This is a genomic window from Achromobacter sp. NPDC008082 (assembly GCF_042957345.1).
Lineage (GTDB): Bacteria > Pseudomonadota > Gammaproteobacteria > Burkholderiales > Burkholderiaceae_B > Achromobacter > Achromobacter kerstersii_A.
Genome location: NZ_JBIBIB010000004.1, coordinates 154,104 through 170,827, shown reverse-complemented (window position 1 = coordinate 170,827; position 16,724 = coordinate 154,104). Strand labels below are relative to the sequence as shown.

General features: G+C 65.4%; 18 protein-coding genes. 12 read left to right on the top strand and 6 right to left on the bottom strand.

Going from position 1 to position 16,724, the window contains the following annotated elements; all coding sequences use genetic code 11:
• The first annotated feature begins 29 nt into the window (after nt 1-29).
• From ACFZAI_RS17010 to ACFZAI_RS17000, 3 genes are read left to right on the top strand one after another with little or no spacing between them, the layout of a single operon-like run.
• On the top strand, nt 30-1,325 hold the full coding sequence (locus tag ACFZAI_RS17010) for an ABC transporter substrate-binding protein (protein WP_391568016.1): 1,296 nt from the start codon (nt 30-32) through the stop codon (nt 1,323-1,325).
• A 13-nt stretch (nt 1,326-1,338) separates the two neighbouring features.
• Nucleotides 1,339-2,214, top strand: coding sequence for a carbohydrate ABC transporter permease (locus ACFZAI_RS17005; RefSeq protein ID WP_054420999.1), 876 nt, complete (start codon nt 1,339-1,341; stop codon nt 2,212-2,214).
• Nucleotides 2,211-3,011 (top strand): carbohydrate ABC transporter permease, encoded by an 801-nt coding sequence (locus tag ACFZAI_RS17000; protein WP_006216766.1) that lies wholly within the window; start codon nt 2,211-2,213, stop codon nt 3,009-3,011. Before ACFZAI_RS17005 ends, ACFZAI_RS17000 begins: the two co-directional genes overlap by 4 nt.
• A gap of 13 nt (nt 3,012-3,024) precedes the next feature.
• Here the strand turns inward: ACFZAI_RS17000 and ACFZAI_RS16995 are convergent, their stop codons facing one another.
• Both ACFZAI_RS16995 and ACFZAI_RS16990 read right to left on the bottom strand, forming a co-directional pair.
• On the bottom strand, nt 3,025-3,342 hold the full coding sequence (locus tag ACFZAI_RS16995) for a hypothetical protein (RefSeq protein WP_391568015.1): 318 nt from the start codon (nt 3,340-3,342) through the stop codon (nt 3,025-3,027).
• 78 nt (nt 3,343-3,420) lie between these two features.
• Nucleotides 3,421-3,759: a DUF1840 domain-containing protein gene (locus tag ACFZAI_RS16990; protein ID WP_391568014.1), complete on the bottom strand. Its 339-nt coding sequence runs from the start codon at nt 3,757-3,759 to the stop codon at nt 3,421-3,423.
• 304 nt (nt 3,760-4,063) lie between these two features.
• Between ACFZAI_RS16990 and argS the strand changes: the two genes are divergently transcribed.
• From argS to ACFZAI_RS16965, 5 genes are all read left to right on the top strand, one after another.
• Nucleotides 4,064-5,749 (top strand): arginine--tRNA ligase, encoded by a 1,686-nt coding sequence (argS, locus tag ACFZAI_RS16985; RefSeq protein WP_391568012.1) that lies wholly within the window; start codon nt 4,064-4,066, stop codon nt 5,747-5,749.
• Nucleotides 5,750-5,758: 9 nt separating this feature from the next.
• Nucleotides 5,759-6,496: an SPOR domain-containing protein gene (locus ACFZAI_RS16980; RefSeq protein WP_391568011.1), complete on the top strand. Its 738-nt coding sequence runs from the start codon at nt 5,759-5,761 to the stop codon at nt 6,494-6,496.
• A gap of 81 nt (nt 6,497-6,577) precedes the next feature.
• Nucleotides 6,578-7,210, top strand: a complete 633-nt coding sequence (locus tag ACFZAI_RS16975; protein ID WP_391568010.1) for a thiol:disulfide interchange protein DsbA/DsbL — start codon at nt 6,578-6,580, stop codon at nt 7,208-7,210.
• Between the two features lie 159 nt (nt 7,211-7,369).
• Entirely contained in the window at nt 7,370-8,593 is a 1,224-nt protein-coding gene (locus ACFZAI_RS16970) for an ABC transporter substrate-binding protein (protein ID WP_391568009.1), read from the top strand.
• Nucleotides 8,572-9,561, top strand: a complete 990-nt coding sequence (locus tag ACFZAI_RS16965; RefSeq protein WP_391568008.1) for a hypothetical protein — start codon at nt 8,572-8,574, stop codon at nt 9,559-9,561. The genes ACFZAI_RS16970 and ACFZAI_RS16965 overlap by 22 nt, the downstream gene beginning before the upstream one ends.
• Nucleotides 9,562-9,635: 74 nt before the next feature.
• Here the strand turns inward: ACFZAI_RS16965 and metC are convergent, their stop codons facing one another.
• Both metC and ACFZAI_RS16955 read right to left on the bottom strand, forming a co-directional pair.
• The gene (metC, locus tag ACFZAI_RS16960; RefSeq protein WP_391568007.1) at nt 9,636-10,829 is read right to left on the bottom strand and encodes a cystathionine beta-lyase; all 1,194 of its coding nucleotides are present in this window, start codon (nt 10,827-10,829) and stop codon (nt 9,636-9,638) included.
• A 120-nt stretch (nt 10,830-10,949) separates the two neighbouring features.
• On the bottom strand, nt 10,950-11,708 hold the full coding sequence (locus tag ACFZAI_RS16955) for a nitroreductase (protein WP_391568006.1): 759 nt from the start codon (nt 11,706-11,708) through the stop codon (nt 10,950-10,952).
• A gap of 113 nt (nt 11,709-11,821) precedes the next feature.
• On the opposite strand from ACFZAI_RS16955, the gene ACFZAI_RS16950 reads away from it, so the two are divergent.
• A complete protein-coding gene (locus ACFZAI_RS16950; protein WP_054420989.1) occupies nt 11,822-12,448 on the top strand; it encodes a LysE family translocator in 627 nt (208 codons plus the stop codon).
• Between the two features lie 27 nt (nt 12,449-12,475).
• Here the strand turns inward: ACFZAI_RS16950 and ACFZAI_RS16945 are convergent, their stop codons facing one another.
• Nucleotides 12,476-13,543, bottom strand: coding sequence for an MBL fold metallo-hydrolase (locus ACFZAI_RS16945; protein ID WP_391568005.1), 1,068 nt, complete (start codon nt 13,541-13,543; stop codon nt 12,476-12,478).
• Between the two features lie 73 nt (nt 13,544-13,616).
• On the opposite strand from ACFZAI_RS16945, the gene ACFZAI_RS16940 reads away from it, so the two are divergent.
• The 3 genes from ACFZAI_RS16940 to ACFZAI_RS16930 all read left to right on the top strand — a co-directional run bounded on the left by ACFZAI_RS16940 (nt 13,617) and on the right by ACFZAI_RS16930 (nt 15,593).
• Nucleotides 13,617-13,997, top strand: a complete 381-nt coding sequence (locus ACFZAI_RS16940; RefSeq protein ID WP_006216751.1) for a MerR family DNA-binding transcriptional regulator — start codon at nt 13,617-13,619, stop codon at nt 13,995-13,997.
• Nucleotides 13,998-14,007: 10 nt separating this feature from the next.
• Nucleotides 14,008-14,340, top strand: a complete 333-nt coding sequence (locus ACFZAI_RS16935) for a YnfA family protein (RefSeq protein ID WP_391568004.1) — start codon at nt 14,008-14,010, stop codon at nt 14,338-14,340.
• A 161-nt stretch (nt 14,341-14,501) separates the two neighbouring features.
• On the top strand, nt 14,502-15,593 hold the full coding sequence (locus ACFZAI_RS16930; RefSeq protein WP_391568003.1) for a hypothetical protein: 1,092 nt from the start codon (nt 14,502-14,504) through the stop codon (nt 15,591-15,593).
• A 45-nt stretch (nt 15,594-15,638) separates the two neighbouring features.
• On the opposite strand, the gene ACFZAI_RS16925 is transcribed toward ACFZAI_RS16930, so the two are convergent.
• Nucleotides 15,639-16,613 (bottom strand): Bug family tripartite tricarboxylate transporter substrate binding protein, encoded by a 975-nt coding sequence (locus ACFZAI_RS16925; RefSeq protein WP_391568002.1) that lies wholly within the window; start codon nt 16,611-16,613, stop codon nt 15,639-15,641.
• Between the last annotated feature and the right edge of the window lie 111 nt (nt 16,614-16,724).

Here is a 16,724-nt window from a genome sequence, read left to right as displayed (position 1 = left end):
GCCCACATCCACAGGAAGGAAACGCCACCATGCGACGCATCGTACTGAAGACCCTGGCCGCCAGCCTGGCCGCCGCCTGCCTGTCCCTGCCTGTGCAGGCGCAGAACAAGCCCGTAGAAGTCGAGTTCTATTACCCGGTTGCCGTCGGCGGCCCGATCACCAAGATCGTTGACGACATGGTGGCGGACTTCCAGAAGGAAAATCCCGACATCAAGATCAAGCCGATCTACGCCGGCTCGTATCAGGATTCCATCGCCAAGGCGCTGACGGCGCTCAAGGGCGGCACGCCGCCGCAGCTGGCCGTGCTGCTGTCCACCGACATGTTCACGCTGATCGACGAAGACGCCATCGTGCCGATTGATTCGCTGGCCAAAAGCGACGCTGACAAGAAGTGGCTGGGCGGCTTCTATGACGCCTTCATGCAGAACAGCCGCACGGGCGGACACACCTGGGGCGTGCCGTTCCAGCGTTCGACCATCGTCATGTACTACAACAAAGACCTGTTCAAGGCCGCGGGGCTGGACCCCGAGCGCGCGCCCGCCACGTGGGCAGAGCTGGTCGACTACGGCAAGAAGCTGACCAAGCAGGATGCGTCGGGCAACACCACGCAATGGGGCATCGAGATCCCGTCGGGCGGCGCGTTCGCGTACTGGCTGTTCCAGGCGCTGACGACGCCCAACGGCGCCATCCTGATGAACGAAGCGGGCAACGAGGTCTACCTGGACAAGCCGGCGGTGGTGGAAGCCGCGCAGTTCTGGCGCGACCTGTCGGCCAAGCACAAGATCATGCCGACCGGCACCATCGACTGGGGCACCACGCCGAAGGACTTCCTGGAGAAGAAGGCGGCCATGGTCTGGACCACCACTGGCAACCTGACCAACATCCGCAAGAACGCCGACTTCCCGTTTGGCGTGGCCATGATGCCGCAGCAAAAACGCGGCGGGAGCCCCACGGGCGGCGGCAACTTCTACATCTTCAAGAGCGGCACGCCGGCGCAACAGCAGGCCGCGCTGAAGTTTGCGCAATGGGTCACGACGCCGGAACGCGCCGCCGACTGGAGCATCGCCACGGGCTACGTCGCCGTGACGCCGGCCGCCTGGCAAACCGAGAAGATGAAGAAGTATGCGCAGGAAGTACCGGCAGCGGCGGTCGCGCGCGACCAGTTGGAAGTCAGCGTGGCGGAATTCTCCACGCATGAAAACCAGCGCGTCACCAAGACCCTGAACGACGCGCTGCAAGCGGCGCTGACGGGCTCGAAGACGCCGCAGCAAGCGCTGACCGACGCCCAGCGCGAGGCCGATCGCATCCTGCGCCCCTACAAGTAAACCGACAAGCACGATGAGCCGCTCTTTGAATGCGCTTTATGGCTGGCTGCTGTTGCTGCCAGCCATCGTGCTGCTCGCTGCCTTCACGCATTACCCGGCGGTGGCGACGCTCTGGCACAGCTTTTTCTCCACGCCCAAAGGCGCGCGGCCGGCGCGCTTTGTGGGCCTGGATAACTATGCCGTCATGCGTGACGACCCGGTGTTCTGGCAGTCGCTGTGGAACAACCTGTGGTTTGCGCTGGGCACGATCCCCACGTCCATCGGCATTGCGCTGATCATGGCGCTGTGGGTAAACCGCAATCTGCGCGGGCGCGGCTTTTTGCGCATGGCGTACTTCACGCCGACGGTGCTGCCGATGGTGGCGGTGGCCAACATCTGGCTGTTCTTCTACACGCCGCAGTACGGGCTGATCGCGCAGGTGATGGGCTGGTTCGGTTCGCCCGGCCCCAATTGGCTGGGCAACCGCGACACGGCGCTGCCGGCGCTGATGCTCGTGACGGTGTGGAAGGAGTCGGGCTTCTTCATGATCTTCTACCTGGCCGCCTTGCAGACGGTGTCGCCGTCGCTGCGCGAGGCCGCCATGCTGGAAGGCGCATCGCGCTGGCAGTATTTCCGCCGCATCTTATGGCCGCTGCTGATGCCCACCACGCTTTTCGTGCTGATCAATGCGCTGATCAACGCGTTCCGTCTGGTGGACCACGTGGTCGTCATGACGCGCGGCGGGCCGGACAACGCCAGCACCTTGCTGCTGTATTACATCTACCAGGTGGGTTTCAGTTTCTGGGACACGGCTTACGCCGCCACGCTGACCGTCGTGTTGCTGGTGGTGCTGGCGCTGACCGCGCTGATCAAGTTCCGCTGGCTGGATCGCAGGACGCACTATCAATGAAAGACAAGCTCGATACCCTGGGCGCGTGGGCGCTGGGCCTGTTGTGGATTCTGCCGCTGGCCTACGCCATGTGGGCGGCGTTTCACCCGCCGGCCTACGCGACCCGCTTTGAACTGTTCGCCCCGCTGACGCTCGATAACTTCGCCCGTGCCTGGCAGGCCGCGCCGTTTCCGCGCTACTTCCTGAACACCTTCCTGCTCGTCACGATGGTGCTGGCGGCGCAGCTGGTGCTGTCCACGCTGGCCGGCTACGCGTTCGCGCGCTTCGAGTTTCGCGGCCGCGATTTCGTCTTCATGCTGGTGCTGTTGCAGCTGATGATCATGCCCGACGTGCTGCTGGTGGAGAACTACCGGTCAATGAGCCAGCTGGGCATTCGCGACACGGTGTTCGCAATCGGCCTGCCGTACTTTGCGTCGGCCTTTGGCATCTTCCTTTTGCGCCAGACCTTCAAGACGGTGCCGCGCGAGCTTGAAGAAGCCGCGCGCATGGAAGGCGCGAGCGCCATGCAGATTCTGTGGAAGGTGTACGTGCCGCTGGCCAAGCCGATCTACGTGGCCTATGGGCTGGTGTCGGTCAGCCACCACTGGAACAACTTCCTGTGGCCGCTGATCATCACAAACTCCGTGGAGTCCCGGCCGCTGACGGTGGGGTTGCAGGTGTTCTCGTCGACCGATCAGGGTATCGATTGGTCGGTGATTACCGCCGCGACGCTGATGTCGGCCGCCCCCTTGCTGATCGCCTTCCTGCTGTTCCAGCGGCAATTCGTGCAGTCGTTCATGCGGGCGGGGATCAGGTAGAAAAAGCTGGCGATCAATAGCCGACCGTCAGCCCCGGTAAGTCCACCGTGATGCGCGGGCGCTCCAGCGCCAGCGCCAGGTTCTCCGCGAATTCACGGGCTTCTTTTTCGTCGGTGGACAGGGTGTCGTAGCCCAGGGCGTCGGCTACGCCCAGCACCTTGTCCAGCAGCAGCACCTTGCCGCTGGGCCGCAGCGGTTCGCAGCCCAGGGTTTCCCAGGCGCCGTCAAACCAATCACGCGCCTGACTCTGGCGTTGCGGGGAGGTTTCCACGGTGGCGGTCAGGTCCAGCGAACGCCGGGGGTCAAAAACAATGGTGATGTCGCTGCGCATAGGGAATTCCTTGAAAGGGCGTCAGGCCGAAAGGGTAGGCAAAAAAAGCCGGTCAGATTGTCTGCCCGGCGACATTGCCTACCAGCCGCGTGACGCTTCCCACGTGACCTCGACATTGGCGGCTTGGGATTGCCGCATCATGTCCAGCAACGGGAAGGCGCGTTCCTTCATGCCGACTGCGCGGGCCATAGGGGAGCGGGGCGCTTTGTCCTCGTCGTCTTCGTCGACGGGGTGTTCGGCGATTTCGATGGCGTGTTCGATGCCCGCAATGGCGGGGCCCAACTGGTCGACGGTGAAAACGCCGCGTTCGGGGACCTTGTCACCGATGGGCTTGCCCGCCGCCTGCAAAATGGGACCGGCGTGGTCGGAAAGCATCAGCACCTCGGCCACGGCCTTGGAGTGAAAGGTAATCAGCATATTGCGGTCTCCCTCATTAAATACGTTACATACACTACCGCAACGCCCGGGGGATGCCAACTGGCTGCGGCGCGCCAGCCGCCCTGGCGCCGCCACCCCGGGCTAGAGGTTTGATTTTATTGACAGTTCCGGCGGCCCGGCGAACGCTTGCCGGACGGTTTGACGCCCTTCGCCCGCCGATTGGCCCGCCAAATCAACTATCATTCAGCATGATTCCCGTGACATTGCCGGCCCGGACCGCGTCCGCTTGATCCCCGCCTGATCTTCCGCATCGGTCACTCACCCAGAACTTCTCCAGACGCCCATGCTCCCCGAGCAACAAAAACAGCTTATCTCCCTGATCCAGGCCGCCGTTGCGCAGAGCCTTCCCGACGCCCAGCCCAACGTGCTGCTGGAGCGCCCCAAGGTCGCCGCCCACGGCGACGTCGCCACCAACGTGGCCATGCAGCTGGCCAAGCCCGCAGGACGCAACCCGCGCGAATTGGCCCAGGCCATCGTTGACGCGCTGATGGCCGCCCCCGGCGCCCGTGATCTGGTCGACAGCGCTGAAATCGCCGGCCCCGGCTTCATCAACCTGCGTATCACCGCCGCCGCCCGTCAGGCCGTCATTGCCACGGTGGCCGAACAGGGCGCAAGCTTTGGCCGCGCTGCGCGCAGCGGCGAGAAGATCCTGGTCGAATTCGTGTCGGCCAACCCCACCGGCCCGCTGCACGTGGGCCATGCCCGCCAAGCTGCACTGGGCGACGCGCTGTGCCGCTTGTACGACGCCAGCGGCTGGGACGTGACCCGCGAGTTCTATTACAACGACGCGGGCAACCAGATCGAAAACCTGGCCATCAGCGTGCAAGCGCGCGCCCGCGGCCTGACGACCGACTCCCCCGAATGGCCGGCCGACGGCTACAAGGGCGACTACATCGTCGACATCGCCCGCGACTTCCAGGCCGGCAAGACCTTGCAGGCGTCCGACGGCCAGCCCGTCACCGCCACCGGCAACATCGACAGCCTGGACGACATCCGCGCCTTCGCGGTGGCCTATCTGCGCCGCGAACAAGACCTGGACTTGCAGGCGTTCGGCCTGAAGTTCGACAACTACTACCTGGAAAGCTCGCTGTACACGTCGGGCCGCGTCGAAGCCACGGTCAATGCGCTGATTGCCGGCGGCCATACCTATGAAGAGGGCGGCGCGCTGTGGCTGCGCACGACCGAACTGGGCACGGGCGACGACAAAGACCGCGTGATGCGCAAGAGCGAAGGCGGCTACACCTACTTCGTGCCGGACGTGGCCTACCACAAGGCCAAGTGGGAACGCGGCTTCCACCGCGCCGTCAACATCCAGGGCAGCGACCACCACGGCACCGTGGCCCGCGTGCGCGCCGGCCTGCAAGCGCTGAACGAAGGCATCCCGAAAGACTACCCGTCTTACGTGCTGCACAAGATGGTCAAGGTGATGCGCGGCGGCGAAGAGGTCAAGATCTCCAAGCGCGCCGGCAGCTACGTCACCATGCGCGACCTGATCGACTGGGTGGGCCGCGACGCCGTGCGCTACTTCCTGATCCAGCGCCGCGCCGACACCGAATTCGTGTTCGACGTGGACCTGGCCCTGTCCAAGAGCGACGAAAACCCGGTCTATTACATCCAGTACGCGCACGCACGCATCTGCACGATGATCAACAACGCCGGCATGCCCGCCCCCGATGTGGCCGCCGCCGACGTGTCCGTGCTGACCGCGCCGTCCGAATTCGCGCTGATGCAGCGTCTGGCCGAATTCCCGCACGTGGTGGCGCTGGCCGCCCAGGACCTGTCGCCGCACCACATTGCCTTCTGGCTGCGTGACTGCGCGTCGGACTTCCACGCCTGGTACAGCGCCGAACGCGTGCTGGTCGACGACGTCGCCCTGAAGCTGGCCCGCCTGCGCCTGGCCGCCACGACGCGCCAGGTGCTGGCCAACGGCCTGGAGCTGCTGGGCGTGTCCGCCCCCGAGCGGATGTAACATCGGTACATGGCAACCAAGCGCAAACCCACCCGCCGTTCCTCAGGCGAAAGCGGCAGCACCCTGTACGGGGCGCTCGCCGGCCTGCTCATCGGTCTGATCGTGGCCGCCGTCGTGGCCTTTTATGTCACCAAGGCCCCGGTGCCGTTCGTGGACCGCGCCAGCCGTCAGGGCGACACGGGCAAGCTGCCCGACCCCCGGCAGGCGCCGGACCCCAACGCGGGCCTGTATGGCCGCGATGGGGCGGCGGGTGCGCCGCCCACCGGCCCCACCGCCACGGCGCCCGCGCCATTACCGGGCACTGGAGCTGGCGCGGCCAAGCCCGACGAAACCCCGGCCCGTCTGGACGACCTGGGCGCGCTGATCGCCACCTTGCCGTCAACCGCCAAGCCGCAGGCCACCGCGCCCGCGGCGGTCGCCATGGCGCCCAGCCAGGCGCCCACCCCCATCTCCAAGCCCGCGGCAACGCCCGCACCGAAGGCCGCAGCGCCCGCCACGGCCACGGCGTCCGCCGCCACCGGCACTTACTTCCTGCAAGCCGGCGCCTTCCGGGGCGAAAACGACGCGGAATCGCTCCGCGCCCGCATCCTGCTGCTGGGCCTGCCCGTGAATGTGCAAAAGGCGGAAGTGAACGGCAAGCCGATCAACCGGGTCCGCGTCGGGCCGTTTGCGCGGCTGGACGACATGAATCGCGCCCGCGGCCGGTTGGGCGAAAACAAGATTGAAACCGCCGTCGTGCGCCAGTAACGCACTCTGGCGCCATTTTTTCGATTGAACTTATCCGCGTTTGACCCTGTCTGTAACTTTTTACTCAGGAACCTCTTATCCATGCTGTCCCCCAAGATTGTTCGTATCCTGGCCGCGGCCGCACTGACGGCCACCGCGTTCTTCAGCCCGGTCAGCCACGCGCAAGGCACGCAAGCCTATGTGGCGATCAACCCGCCGCTGCCCTCGGATACCCCGGGCAAAGTGGAAGTGCTGGAATTCTTCGCCTACACCTGCCCGCATTGCGCCGCCATGGAACCCATGGTTGAAGACTGGGCCAAGACCGCCCCGTCTGACGTCGTGCTCAAGCAAGTGCCCATCGCCTTCAACGCCGGCATGAAGCCGCTGCAACAGGTCTACTACACGTTCCTGGCTCTGGACCGCCCCGACCTGCACGCCAAGTTCTTCACCGCCATCCACGGTGAACACAAGCGCCTGTTCGACAAGAAGTCCATGGGCGACTGGGCCGCCTCGCAAGGCGTGGACCGCGCCAAGTTCGATTCGATCTTCGATTCGTTCAGCGTGCAAACCCAAGTGCAGCGCGCCACCCAGCTGGCCGACGCCTACCGCATCGACGGCACGCCGTCGTTTGCCGTCGGCGGCAAGTTCATGACCTCCCCGGTCATGGCGGGCAACAGCTACGAAGGCGCCCTGAAGGAAGTGAACCAACTGATCCCGATGGCGCGCAACAAGTAATCCGCGCACACCGCTCACCGCAGACGCCCCGGCTGATTTGGCCGGGGCGTTTTCTTTTGTGAAATCGTTGAGAAATCGCTGCGATTCCGCGCAGGCGCAGCGCTACACTTTCACCACAAAAATTCGCCGCAACGACGGCATAAAACGGGTGGAAGACAAATGACATCGCAATCTCTGCGCGCACGTGCGGCATTGAGCCTTGGGCTGGGCCTGAGCTTGGCGCTCGGCGCCTTCACCACGCACGCCAGCACAGCCGACGGCGTGAAGATCGGCGTCCTGACGGACATGGCGGGCGTCACCGCCGACGCCACGGGCAAGGGCTCGGTGGAAGCCGCCCGGCTGGCCATCGAGGAAATGGGCGGCACCGTGTTGGGCAAGCCGATCTCGCTGGTCTCGGGCGACCATCAACACCGCCCCGACATCGGCAGCAGCATGGTCCGCAAGTGGTACGACACCGATGGCGTGGACGTCGTGGTGGACGTGCCCAACTCGTCCGTCGCGCTGGCCGTGCAGGGCATTGCGCGCGAAAAGAAAAAGCTGGTGCTGTTCTCCAGCCCCGGCACCACCGCGCTGTCGCAAGCGCAGTGCTCGCCCTACGGCGTGCAATGGACGTACACGACCTACGCCTTGTCGCGCGGCACGGCCACCGCCGTCGTCAATGAAGGCAACAAGCGCTGGTTCATCCTGGCGTCCGACTACGCCTTCGGCAAGCAGTTGGCGGCGGACACCGAAGCCGTCGTAAAGGCCAACGGCGGCGAAGTCGTGGGCACCGTTTTCCACCCGTTGAACGCGTCGGACTTTGCGTCCTTCCTGCTTCAGGCCCAAGGCTCCAAGGCGCAGATCATCGCCATCGCCAACGCGGGCGGCGATACGATCTCGGCCATCAAGCAGGCGGCGGAATTCGGCATTGGCGGCACGCAGCAGCTCGCGGCCATGCTGCTGCTGATCACGGATGTGCACAGCCTGGGTCTGCAAGCAGCGCAGAAAACGTACCTGACTGTGCCGTCGTACTGGGACATGAATGACGGCACGCGCGCCTTCACCAAGAAGTTCGAAGCGCGCGTCGGCCGTCCGCCCACCTTCTTGCAGGCGGGTGTGTACAGCTCGGTGCGCCACTACCTGCAAGCCGTGAAAGCGGCCGGCACTGCGGATGCCGACGCGGTGATGGCGAAGATGAAATCGCTGCCCATCGACGACCCGTTCAGCTTGAATGCGCACATCCGCGAAGACGGCCTGGTGGTGCGCGACATGATACTGGCGCAGGTGAAGACGCCCGCGCAATCCAAAGCGCCCTGGGACTACTACAACATCGTGCGCAACATCCCCGGAGACACGCTGGCGTGGCCGCTTGCGGAAAGCCAATGCCCGCTGGTCAAGAAATGACCAAGCCTGAGCAACAGCCACGGCAGCAACCCCTCTCGCTTGCTGACTTCGGCAGCTTCTACGCGGGCGGCAGACCGGTGCGCATCGCCGGGCTGCCGCAGCGCGAGATCGCGTTCACGAAAAGCGCGTCGCTGGCCTATGACCCGAACGGGCACTATCACTTCGAACAGGCGTACGTGCAGTACTTCATTCCGTCTCGCCTGGCGCATCCCTTGCCCATCGTGCTGCTGCATGGCGGCGGCATGACAGGCGCGATGTGGGAACAGACGCCAGACGGGCGCCCCGGCTGGATGCAGCATTTTCTGCGCCAGGGCCATGCGGTGTATGTCGTGGACAACGTTGAGCGCGGCCGCGCCGGCTGGGCGCCGTTCGAGCAGGTGTGGCCCGAGGCGCCCATCATCCGCACCGCTGAGGAAAGCTGGTCGTTGTTTCGCTTTGGCCGCGCCGAAGACTACGCGTTGCGCCGCGCGTTCGCAGGGCAACGCTTTCCCGTTGATGCGTTCGATGACTTCATCCGGCACGCCGTGCCGCGCTGGCTGGGCAACAACGATGCGGCCCTGCACGGCTTCTGCGCTGTGCTGGACCGTATCGGCCCATGCCTGGTGCTGGCGCACAGCCACGGCGGCGAAGTGGCGTACCGGGCGCTGCATGCGCGGCCCGATCTGGTGCGGGGTGTGATCGGCATCGAGCCGTCGGGGTTCTCGGGCGACGTCACGGCCGCCGCCGTGGCGGGCAAGCCGTTCCTGTTTGTCTATGGCGACTATCTGGACGCCACGCCGCTATGGCAGCGCTTGTGCGCAAGCGGGCAGGACTACGCCGCGTCGCTGGCCCGGCATGGTGCGCGGGTGGATACGTGGCGGCTGGCCGAGCAAGGCATTGCGGGCAATTCCCACATGCCGATGATGGACGACAACAGCGACGACATCGCCGCGCGCATCGGCGCGTGGATACGCAGCGCGGCGGTCTGAACGCGCCGCGCCGCATGGCTGCAGGATCGACGGGCTGCGGGGCTGCGAGGTTACCGCGTTGCGAGGTTGCGCGCTTACTCGCTGACCGCCGCCGCTTTTTCCAGCGCCTGGGTCAGATCCGCGATGATGTCTTCCGGCGATTCCAGCCCGATGTGCAAACGCACCAGCGCGTTGTCGCCTTCGCCCCAATAGCGGTGATGGGACAAATCCTTGGGCGATACCAGCTGCACCAGGCTTTCGTAGCCGCCCCAGGAAAAGCCGATGCCAAACAAAGTCAGCGCATCCACAAAGGCGCGCGCCGCCGCGGGCGACAGGCGCAGCTCAACCGACAGCATGCCGTTGGAGCCGGAACAATCACGCTGCCACAGCGCATGGCCGGGGTCGGCCGGCCAGGCGGGATGGAACAGGCGCACGGTCTCGGGGCGGCTCTTGAAGAATTCGCACACTTGCAGCGCATGGCGCGCATGCTGCGCCATACGGATCGGCATCGTGCGCACCCCGCGCAACGCCAGCCATGCGTCGTCCGCGCTGATGGAATAGCCCATCGCGTACTGCGTGCGGTTCAGCTTTCTGGCGATGGCCTCGTCGTTTGTCACCACCGCGCCCAGCATCAGGTCAGAGTGGCCGCCCACGTACTTCGTGCCGGCGATCACGGACACCTGCGCGCCCAACGTCAGCGGGCGATAGATGTAGCCGGAGCCCCAGGTGTTGTCAGTGGCCAGCACCAGGCCATGCGCGTTGGCAAACGCCGCCATCGCGCCCATGTCCAGCATTTCAAACAACAGCGAACCCGGCGACTCCACGTACAACAGCTTCGTGTTCGGCTGCACCAGCGATTCCAGGTCATCACTGGTGGAGAAGTACGTGATGTCGATGTTCATGCGCTTGAGCACGGCGTCGTCCAGCTCGCGCATCGGGCCGTAGACGCAATCGGAAATCAGCGCGTGATCGCCCGCCGAGCACAACGCCATCATCACCATCGTCATGGCCGACAGGCCCGACGACGCCAGATAGCAATGCGTGCCGCCTTCCAGCTGCGTGAACACTTCCTCCAGCGCGGCGTGGGTATCCATGCCCATGCGGCCATACGTGGTGGCGCGGCCGCCAGCGGCCTTGCTGCGCTGCGCCTGTTCCAGCGCGGCCAGATTCTCGAAGCGCACGGTGCTGGCGCGCATGGGCGGCAGCGGCACGGGCGCGGTGCCGGTCTCGGGGTTGAACGGGGCGGTGCCCGCGTGCTGCAAAACCGTGTCGATGTGTTTGGAAGTCATCTGCTGAGGGAATGCGATAGGGGTGAACAAGGCCGAATCGGGGCGAGCGGTGCGGCGAGAACGGTGGCGAACAGGGTGAACCTTATCAGGCGCGCGGGCGCCTGTCCCTAGCCCCTGTCCCTAACTCGTGACCCAGTTGACGGTTTCCGGCAGCTCGGCGCGCCGGGTGCGGTAGCTGTTGGCGGGATGCGCGGTATCGGCATAGCCAAAGGAAATGCCGCAGACCACGCGCCGGTCGGGCGCAATGCCCAGCACGTCGCGCAGCACCTCGGGGTACATCGCCAGCGACGCCTGCGCCACGGTGGCCACACCGTTGGCCTGGGCCGCCAGCAGAAAGTTGGCGACGTACCCGCCGCAGTCCATCGCGCCGTATTCGCCCAGCGCTTCGTCGGTTGTGATGATGGCCACATGCGGCGCGTCGAACAATTGGAAGTTGCGCATCTCTTGCTGGCGGTAGGCCTCGCGGTCGCCGCGCGCCACGCCCACCGCGCCGTACAGCTGAAAGCCCGACTCGCGGCGGCGGGCCAGGTATTCGTTGCGGTACTCGCGGGGAAAGGGGAAGTCGGGCGTGAAGCCGGCCTGTTCGGCGCGCGCGGTAAGCGCCGCCCGTAAACGATCCGTGCCTGCGCCTTCGGTAATGGCCACCTGCCAGGGCTGGCAGTTGCACCACGATGCCGTGCGCTGAGCCAGGGTCAGAATCCGTTCGATGACGCCACGCGGCACAGGCGCGGGCAGGAACGCGCGGCAGCTGTGGCGCGCCAAGAGCCAGGCTTCAAGCGCGGCGTCAGTACCCGCTGCGTGGTCGCCGCCGCTCAGGCTGGCCGGTGCATCGGGTTGCGCGTTGCGGGGTGCAGCATGGGTTGCGGCAGGGGTCGTCATGGCGTGTCTCTCTCTCCTGGTGTGTCCGGCGGCGCGGGGTGGACGGCGTGGATTTTGCCCTTATGATGCCATTCTCCGGCTGACCGGAGCCCACCCGCACCAGGCGAAATCCCATGCTGCCCCTTGATACCTTGATCGCTTTCTTCGGCATTGCCGTTCTACTGGCCCTGACGCCCGGGCCAGACAATCTGTTCGTGCTGATGCAATCGGCCATCTGGGGACGCAAGGCGGGCATGCTGGTGGTGCTGGGCCTGTGCACCGGCCTGTTGGGTCATACGGCTGCCGTGGCGCTGGGTTTGGCCGCTGTGTTCGCCGCGTCGCCCATGGCGTTCACGGCGCTGAAGCTGGCGGGCGCCGCGTATCTTGCGTATTTGGCGTGGCAAATTCTGCGCGCGCCCGTCGAAGCGGAAGATGGCAAGCGGCCCGAACCGCTCAAGCCCGGCGCGCTGTACCGGCGCGGCATCGTCATGAACCTGACGAACCCGAAGGTGCTGCTGTTCTTCTTCGCGTTTCTGCCGCAGTTCACCACCCCCGCGCTAGGCCCCGTCGGCGTGCAGGTGATGCAGCTGGGCGCGGTGTTCATGGTGTCGACCTTGCTGGTGTTTGGCGCCATCGCGTTCTTCTCGGGCGCGTTCGGCGAACTGCTACAACGCTCGGTGACGGCCAAGCGCTGGCTGAACCGCATCGCCGCGCTGGTGTTCGTGGGGCTGGCCGTCAGGCTGGCCACGGCCACGCGCTAGGGCGCGAGGCGGCGTGGCCGGCCGGGGTCAGGCCGCCGTGAACCGCACGATGCCGTCCGCCCCCGTTGCGCGTTTCAGCTTGCCTTCGAAATACAGCGCATGCAGGTGCGCCAGCGCCTCGCCCATGGCGAAGGTCAGCTGATGCAGATCCAGCTTGCGCTTGAATAGCACCGGCACGATGTCGGACGTGGACTGCGGCTGCACCTTGCACGCTTCCAGCACTTCGGCCAGCCGGTCCCGGTGATGTTCGTGCTGTTGCGCGATGCGCTCGTGCAAACCGGTGAACGGCCGGCCATGCGATGGCAGCACCAGCGTGTCATCCGGCAAGCCGTCATAGCCATCCAGCGACCGCAAATACAAGGGCAGGGGATTGGCGTCGGGTTCGTAGTCGAACACGCTGACGTTGGTCGAGATGCGCGGCAACACCATGTCGCCAGAGATCAGCACGTTCAGGCCCGGCGAGTGCAGCGACGCATGTTCCGGCGCGTGGCCGTAGCCGACAATCACGCGCCAATCGCGGCCGCCGATGCGGACCTGATCGCCGTGCATGATGCGCGTGTAGCGCGCAGGCACGGCGGGCACCAGATTCGGGTAGTAGTTGGCGCGCTGGCGGATCTGTTCCTGCGCGTCCGGGTCGGTCAGGCCGTGGCGGGCGAAATGCGCCACCGCCGATTGGCCGCCCGGGCCGCCGCCGGCGTCATTGCGGCGCGACGACCACAGCGACGCCACCATGAAGTCCGTCATCGTCATCCACAGCTGCGCGTCCCAGCGCTCGCACAGCCAATGGGCCAGGCCGATGTGGTCGGGATGCATGTGCGTGACCAGCACACGCAACACCGGCAGCCCTTCGAGTTCGTTCTTGAACACGTCTTCCCACAACGACTTGACCTCGTCGCGCGAGATGCCACAGTCAACAATCGTCCAGCCGTCGCGGCCGTCGATGTTGTCGCGCAGCAGCCAGAGGTTGATATGATCCAGCGCGAACGGCAGCGGCATCCGAATCCATTTGACGCCCTCCGTCACCACATGGGCATGGCCGGCTTCGGGCTGGAAGTCCGCCCAGGGATACTGCAATTTCTGTTCGTTGGGGTTCATTGCCTCTTGCTCCACGCTTGACGTTCACGTCAAGTCATCATAATTTACGTTTACGTAAACTGCCACACGTCGCATGCCCTCGTCAACATGGACCATCTCTGAACTCGCCCGCGAGTTCGACGTCACGCCCCGCACGATCCGCTTCTACGAAGACCAGGGGATCGTCAGCCCGGCACGCGAGGGCCGCAACCGCATCTTCGGTCCGCGCGACCGCACGCGCCTGAAGCTGGCGCTGCGCGGCAAGCGGCTGGGGCTGCAACTGTCCGAAATCCTGACCCTGATCGACATGTACGACGGGCCGGGCGATACCGAAGTGCAGCTGCGTCAGTACCTGAGCGTACTGGAACAGCATCGCGCCACGCTCGAACAACAACGCCGCGACATCGAAGACACCTTGCAAGAGATTGCACAGCAGGAACGCGAATGCCGCGTGTTGCTGGCGCAAAAGCCGTAAGGGCCGACGCATGGCCGCCCTGCAAACCGTTGCGCTGTTCGTCCTGACCGCGCTGGCCGAAATCATCGGCTGCTATCTGCCTTATCTGTGGCTGCGCAAGGGCCATTCCATCTGGCTGCTGGCGCCCGCCGCCGTCAGTCTGGCGCTGTTCGCGTGGCTGCTGACCTTGCATCCCACCGCGTCGGGCCGCGTGTATGCCGCGTATGGCGGCGTGTACATCGGCATGGCGTTGCTGTGGCTGTGGGCGGTCGACGGCGTGCGGCCGAGCCTCAGCGATTGGGTGGGCGTGGGCCTGTGCATCGCGGGCATGCTCGTCATCATGTTCGGGCCGCGCGGCACGTAACGCCTGACCCGCGCGTGGCACGTAACGCCTGACCCGGTATGCGCGATGGAACACGCGCTTGGCCTGTGGCGTGGCGTCACCGCGATCGGCGTTGATAGTTCCGCCCCAAAATCGGATTCATCCAATATCTTTGCGCACGGCGGGAAGGCAAGATCGGCTCCATGCACAAGAGCCGTCTTCACCCCATTCTTGACCGCCAGCCGCAGCTTCGCGCAACCGCCGACGCCGCAGGCTTTGAGTGCCTGGATAGCGACTGGCGCGGCCTGTCCGCGATGTACCGGTTTCAGTGCCGCGCAGGGCATCTCTTTGACCGCACCTTGCAAACGTTTGGCCGCGCGCGCGAAACCAAATGCCCGGTCTGTACGGCGGAAGCCAACTTCACCCGCCTGCGCGCCCTGTCGCAAGAGGCCGGCGTGCAATGCCTGGAATCGCACTGGCTCGGCTGGGACAGGCCGCATCGCTTCCAATGCCAGGCCGGGCACAGCTGGACCCGCAACGGCAACAAGGCGCTGGACCGCACCGGTTGCCCCGTCTGCGGACGCGATGCCGGCTACCGGCGCAGGCGCGACGATCTGCTGACGCGCATTCATCAAACGGCAGCGGCGCGCGGCGGCGTCTGCCTGGACACGGCAAGCCCGCGCGGGCAACGCGTGTTCCGCTTTCGCTGCGGTGCCGGCCATGAATGGAACGCCCCCGGCGCCGACGTCCTGCGGCGCACCTGGTGCCCGGAATGCGCGCGGCTGCGCAAGGTGGAAGGGTATCGGCACCCCGATGGCCTGCAACGCCTGCAACGCAAGGCCGCCGAACGGGGCGGCGCCTGCCTGTCGGACGCTTATCACGGGCTGGGCGTGCGCTACCGGTTCCGTTGCTCTGAAGGCCACGAATGGCTGACAACGGGCGGCAAGATATTGTTGGGAAGCTGGTGCGGCGTATGTGCGAACGTGAACAAGCGCCTGGGCATTGCCGCCGCGCATCAGGCGGCGCGCGAACGCGGCGGGCAATGCCTGTCATCCAGCTATGTGAATACCACCAAGAAGCTGCATTGGCTGTGTCATCGCGGGCACGATTGGTATGCGCCATTCGCATCGATCCGGGCAGGGCATTGGTGTGCGCAGTGTGCGCACATTGCGCGGATCACCAACGCGGATTCATTGGCCCGTATGCGGTATCGGGTGGCGCCGCTGCCCGTGGATGAGCGGGGCGCGCCGCAAAAACTGCGTAAGCGCCCCGCGCTGGCGGCAGCGAAGCCGTAGGCCCAACACGGGGACGCTTACGCAATCGGCACGATGCAACCAGGCTTACTCGGCCTTGATATTGCCTTCCTTGATGATGCGGGCGTTGTTCGTGAATTCCGCCTGCACTTGCTTGGCGAACGCGTCGCCCGAAGCCGTACCCGGTTGCAGGTACGACTTCGCCAGCAAGTCCTGGAATTCAGCGCTGGCGACAGCCTTGGCCAACGCCGCTTGCAGCGGCTGCGACACCGCTGGCGGCAGCTTGGCCGGCGCGAACACGCCAAAGTTCGAGTAGTACTGCGCTTGCGGCAGCTTCAATTCGGCCATGGTCGGCACGTCGGGCCAGGCGGCCAGACGTTGCGGCGCCATCACGGCCAACGGCTTCAATGCGCCATTGGCCACATGCGGCAACACCACATCGCTATTGACCACCAGCAGTTCAATCACGCCGCCCAAGCCATCGGTCAGCGCCTGGCTGTTGCCGCGATACGGCACGTGCAGCATCTTGGTGCCGGTCTGCGTAGTGACAGCGGCCATGCCGATGTGGGCCACGGTGCCCTGGCCCGGCGTGCCATAACGCACCCCTTCCGGATGCGATTTGGCGTACTCGACCAGGCCCGCAAAATCCTTCACCGGCAACGACTTGGTGGCAACGATCGCCACCGGCGCCACGGCCACGCTAGCCACCGGCGTCAAGTCTTTCATCGGGTCGTAGTTGGTCTTGGCCAGATGCGGGAAGATGGTCAGCGGGCTGGTGGACGCCAACAACAACGTGGTGCCGTCCGGCTGCGCGCGAGCCACGAAGTCCGTGCCGACGGATGCGCCTGCACCCGGCTTGTTTTCAACGATGACGGTCACGTTGGCTTCCTTGCGCAGCGCGTCGCCCAGGCGGCGGCCAATCGCATCGGCGCTGCCGCCCGCCGTGTAAGGCACGACCAGCGTCACCGGCTTGGCGGGCCAGCTCTGCTGGGCCATCGCGCCGCTTGCCATGATCGCCAGGGCCGCCCCCGCGGCCTTGATCAGCAATGTCTTCTTTTTCATATCGTCCTAGTGATGTTGCGTAGCACTGCGTTGGGTAAAGCGTCGAACGTAATCAGTGAAGCGGTGTAGCCCGTCAGCGGTGTTGCCCGTCAGCGGTGTAGCCCATCAAGC

Bases quoted from the DNA above. Each gene is read 5' to 3' on its own strand.
- ACFZAI_RS17010 (WP_391568016.1), top strand. From the start codon at position 30: ATGCGACGCATCGTACTGAAGACCCTGGCCGCCAGCCTGGCCGCCGCC.
- ACFZAI_RS17005 (WP_054420999.1), top strand. From the start codon at position 1,339: ATGAGCCGCTCTTTGAATGCGCTTTATGGCTGGCTGCTGTTGCTGCCA.
- ACFZAI_RS17000 (WP_006216766.1), top strand. From the start codon at position 2,211: ATGAAAGACAAGCTCGATACCCTGGGCGCGTGGGCGCTGGGCCTGTTG.
- ACFZAI_RS16995 (WP_391568015.1), bottom strand. From the start codon at position 3,342: ATGCGCAGCGACATCACCATTGTTTTTGACCCCCGGCGTTCGCTGGAC.
- ACFZAI_RS16990 (WP_391568014.1), bottom strand. From the start codon at position 3,759: ATGCTGATTACCTTTCACTCCAAGGCCGTGGCCGAGGTGCTGATGCTT.
- argS (WP_391568012.1), top strand. From the start codon at position 4,064: ATGCTCCCCGAGCAACAAAAACAGCTTATCTCCCTGATCCAGGCCGCC.
- ACFZAI_RS16980 (WP_391568011.1), top strand. From the start codon at position 5,759: ATGGCAACCAAGCGCAAACCCACCCGCCGTTCCTCAGGCGAAAGCGGC.
- ACFZAI_RS16975 (WP_391568010.1), top strand. From the start codon at position 6,578: ATGCTGTCCCCCAAGATTGTTCGTATCCTGGCCGCGGCCGCACTGACG.
- ACFZAI_RS16970 (WP_391568009.1), top strand. From the start codon at position 7,370: ATGACATCGCAATCTCTGCGCGCACGTGCGGCATTGAGCCTTGGGCTG.
- ACFZAI_RS16965 (WP_391568008.1), top strand. From the start codon at position 8,572: ATGCCCGCTGGTCAAGAAATGACCAAGCCTGAGCAACAGCCACGGCAG.
- metC (WP_391568007.1), bottom strand. From the start codon at position 10,829: ATGACTTCCAAACACATCGACACGGTTTTGCAGCACGCGGGCACCGCC.
- ACFZAI_RS16955 (WP_391568006.1), bottom strand. From the start codon at position 11,708: ATGACGACCCCTGCCGCAACCCATGCTGCACCCCGCAACGCGCAACCC.
- ACFZAI_RS16950 (WP_054420989.1), top strand. From the start codon at position 11,822: ATGCTGCCCCTTGATACCTTGATCGCTTTCTTCGGCATTGCCGTTCTA.
- ACFZAI_RS16945 (WP_391568005.1), bottom strand. From the start codon at position 13,543: ATGAACCCCAACGAACAGAAATTGCAGTATCCCTGGGCGGACTTCCAG.
- ACFZAI_RS16940 (WP_006216751.1), top strand. From the start codon at position 13,617: ATGCCCTCGTCAACATGGACCATCTCTGAACTCGCCCGCGAGTTCGAC.
- ACFZAI_RS16935 (WP_391568004.1), top strand. From the start codon at position 14,008: ATGGCCGCCCTGCAAACCGTTGCGCTGTTCGTCCTGACCGCGCTGGCC.
- ACFZAI_RS16930 (WP_391568003.1), top strand. From the start codon at position 14,502: ATGCACAAGAGCCGTCTTCACCCCATTCTTGACCGCCAGCCGCAGCTT.
- ACFZAI_RS16925 (WP_391568002.1), bottom strand. From the start codon at position 16,613: ATGAAAAAGAAGACATTGCTGATCAAGGCCGCGGGGGCGGCCCTGGCG.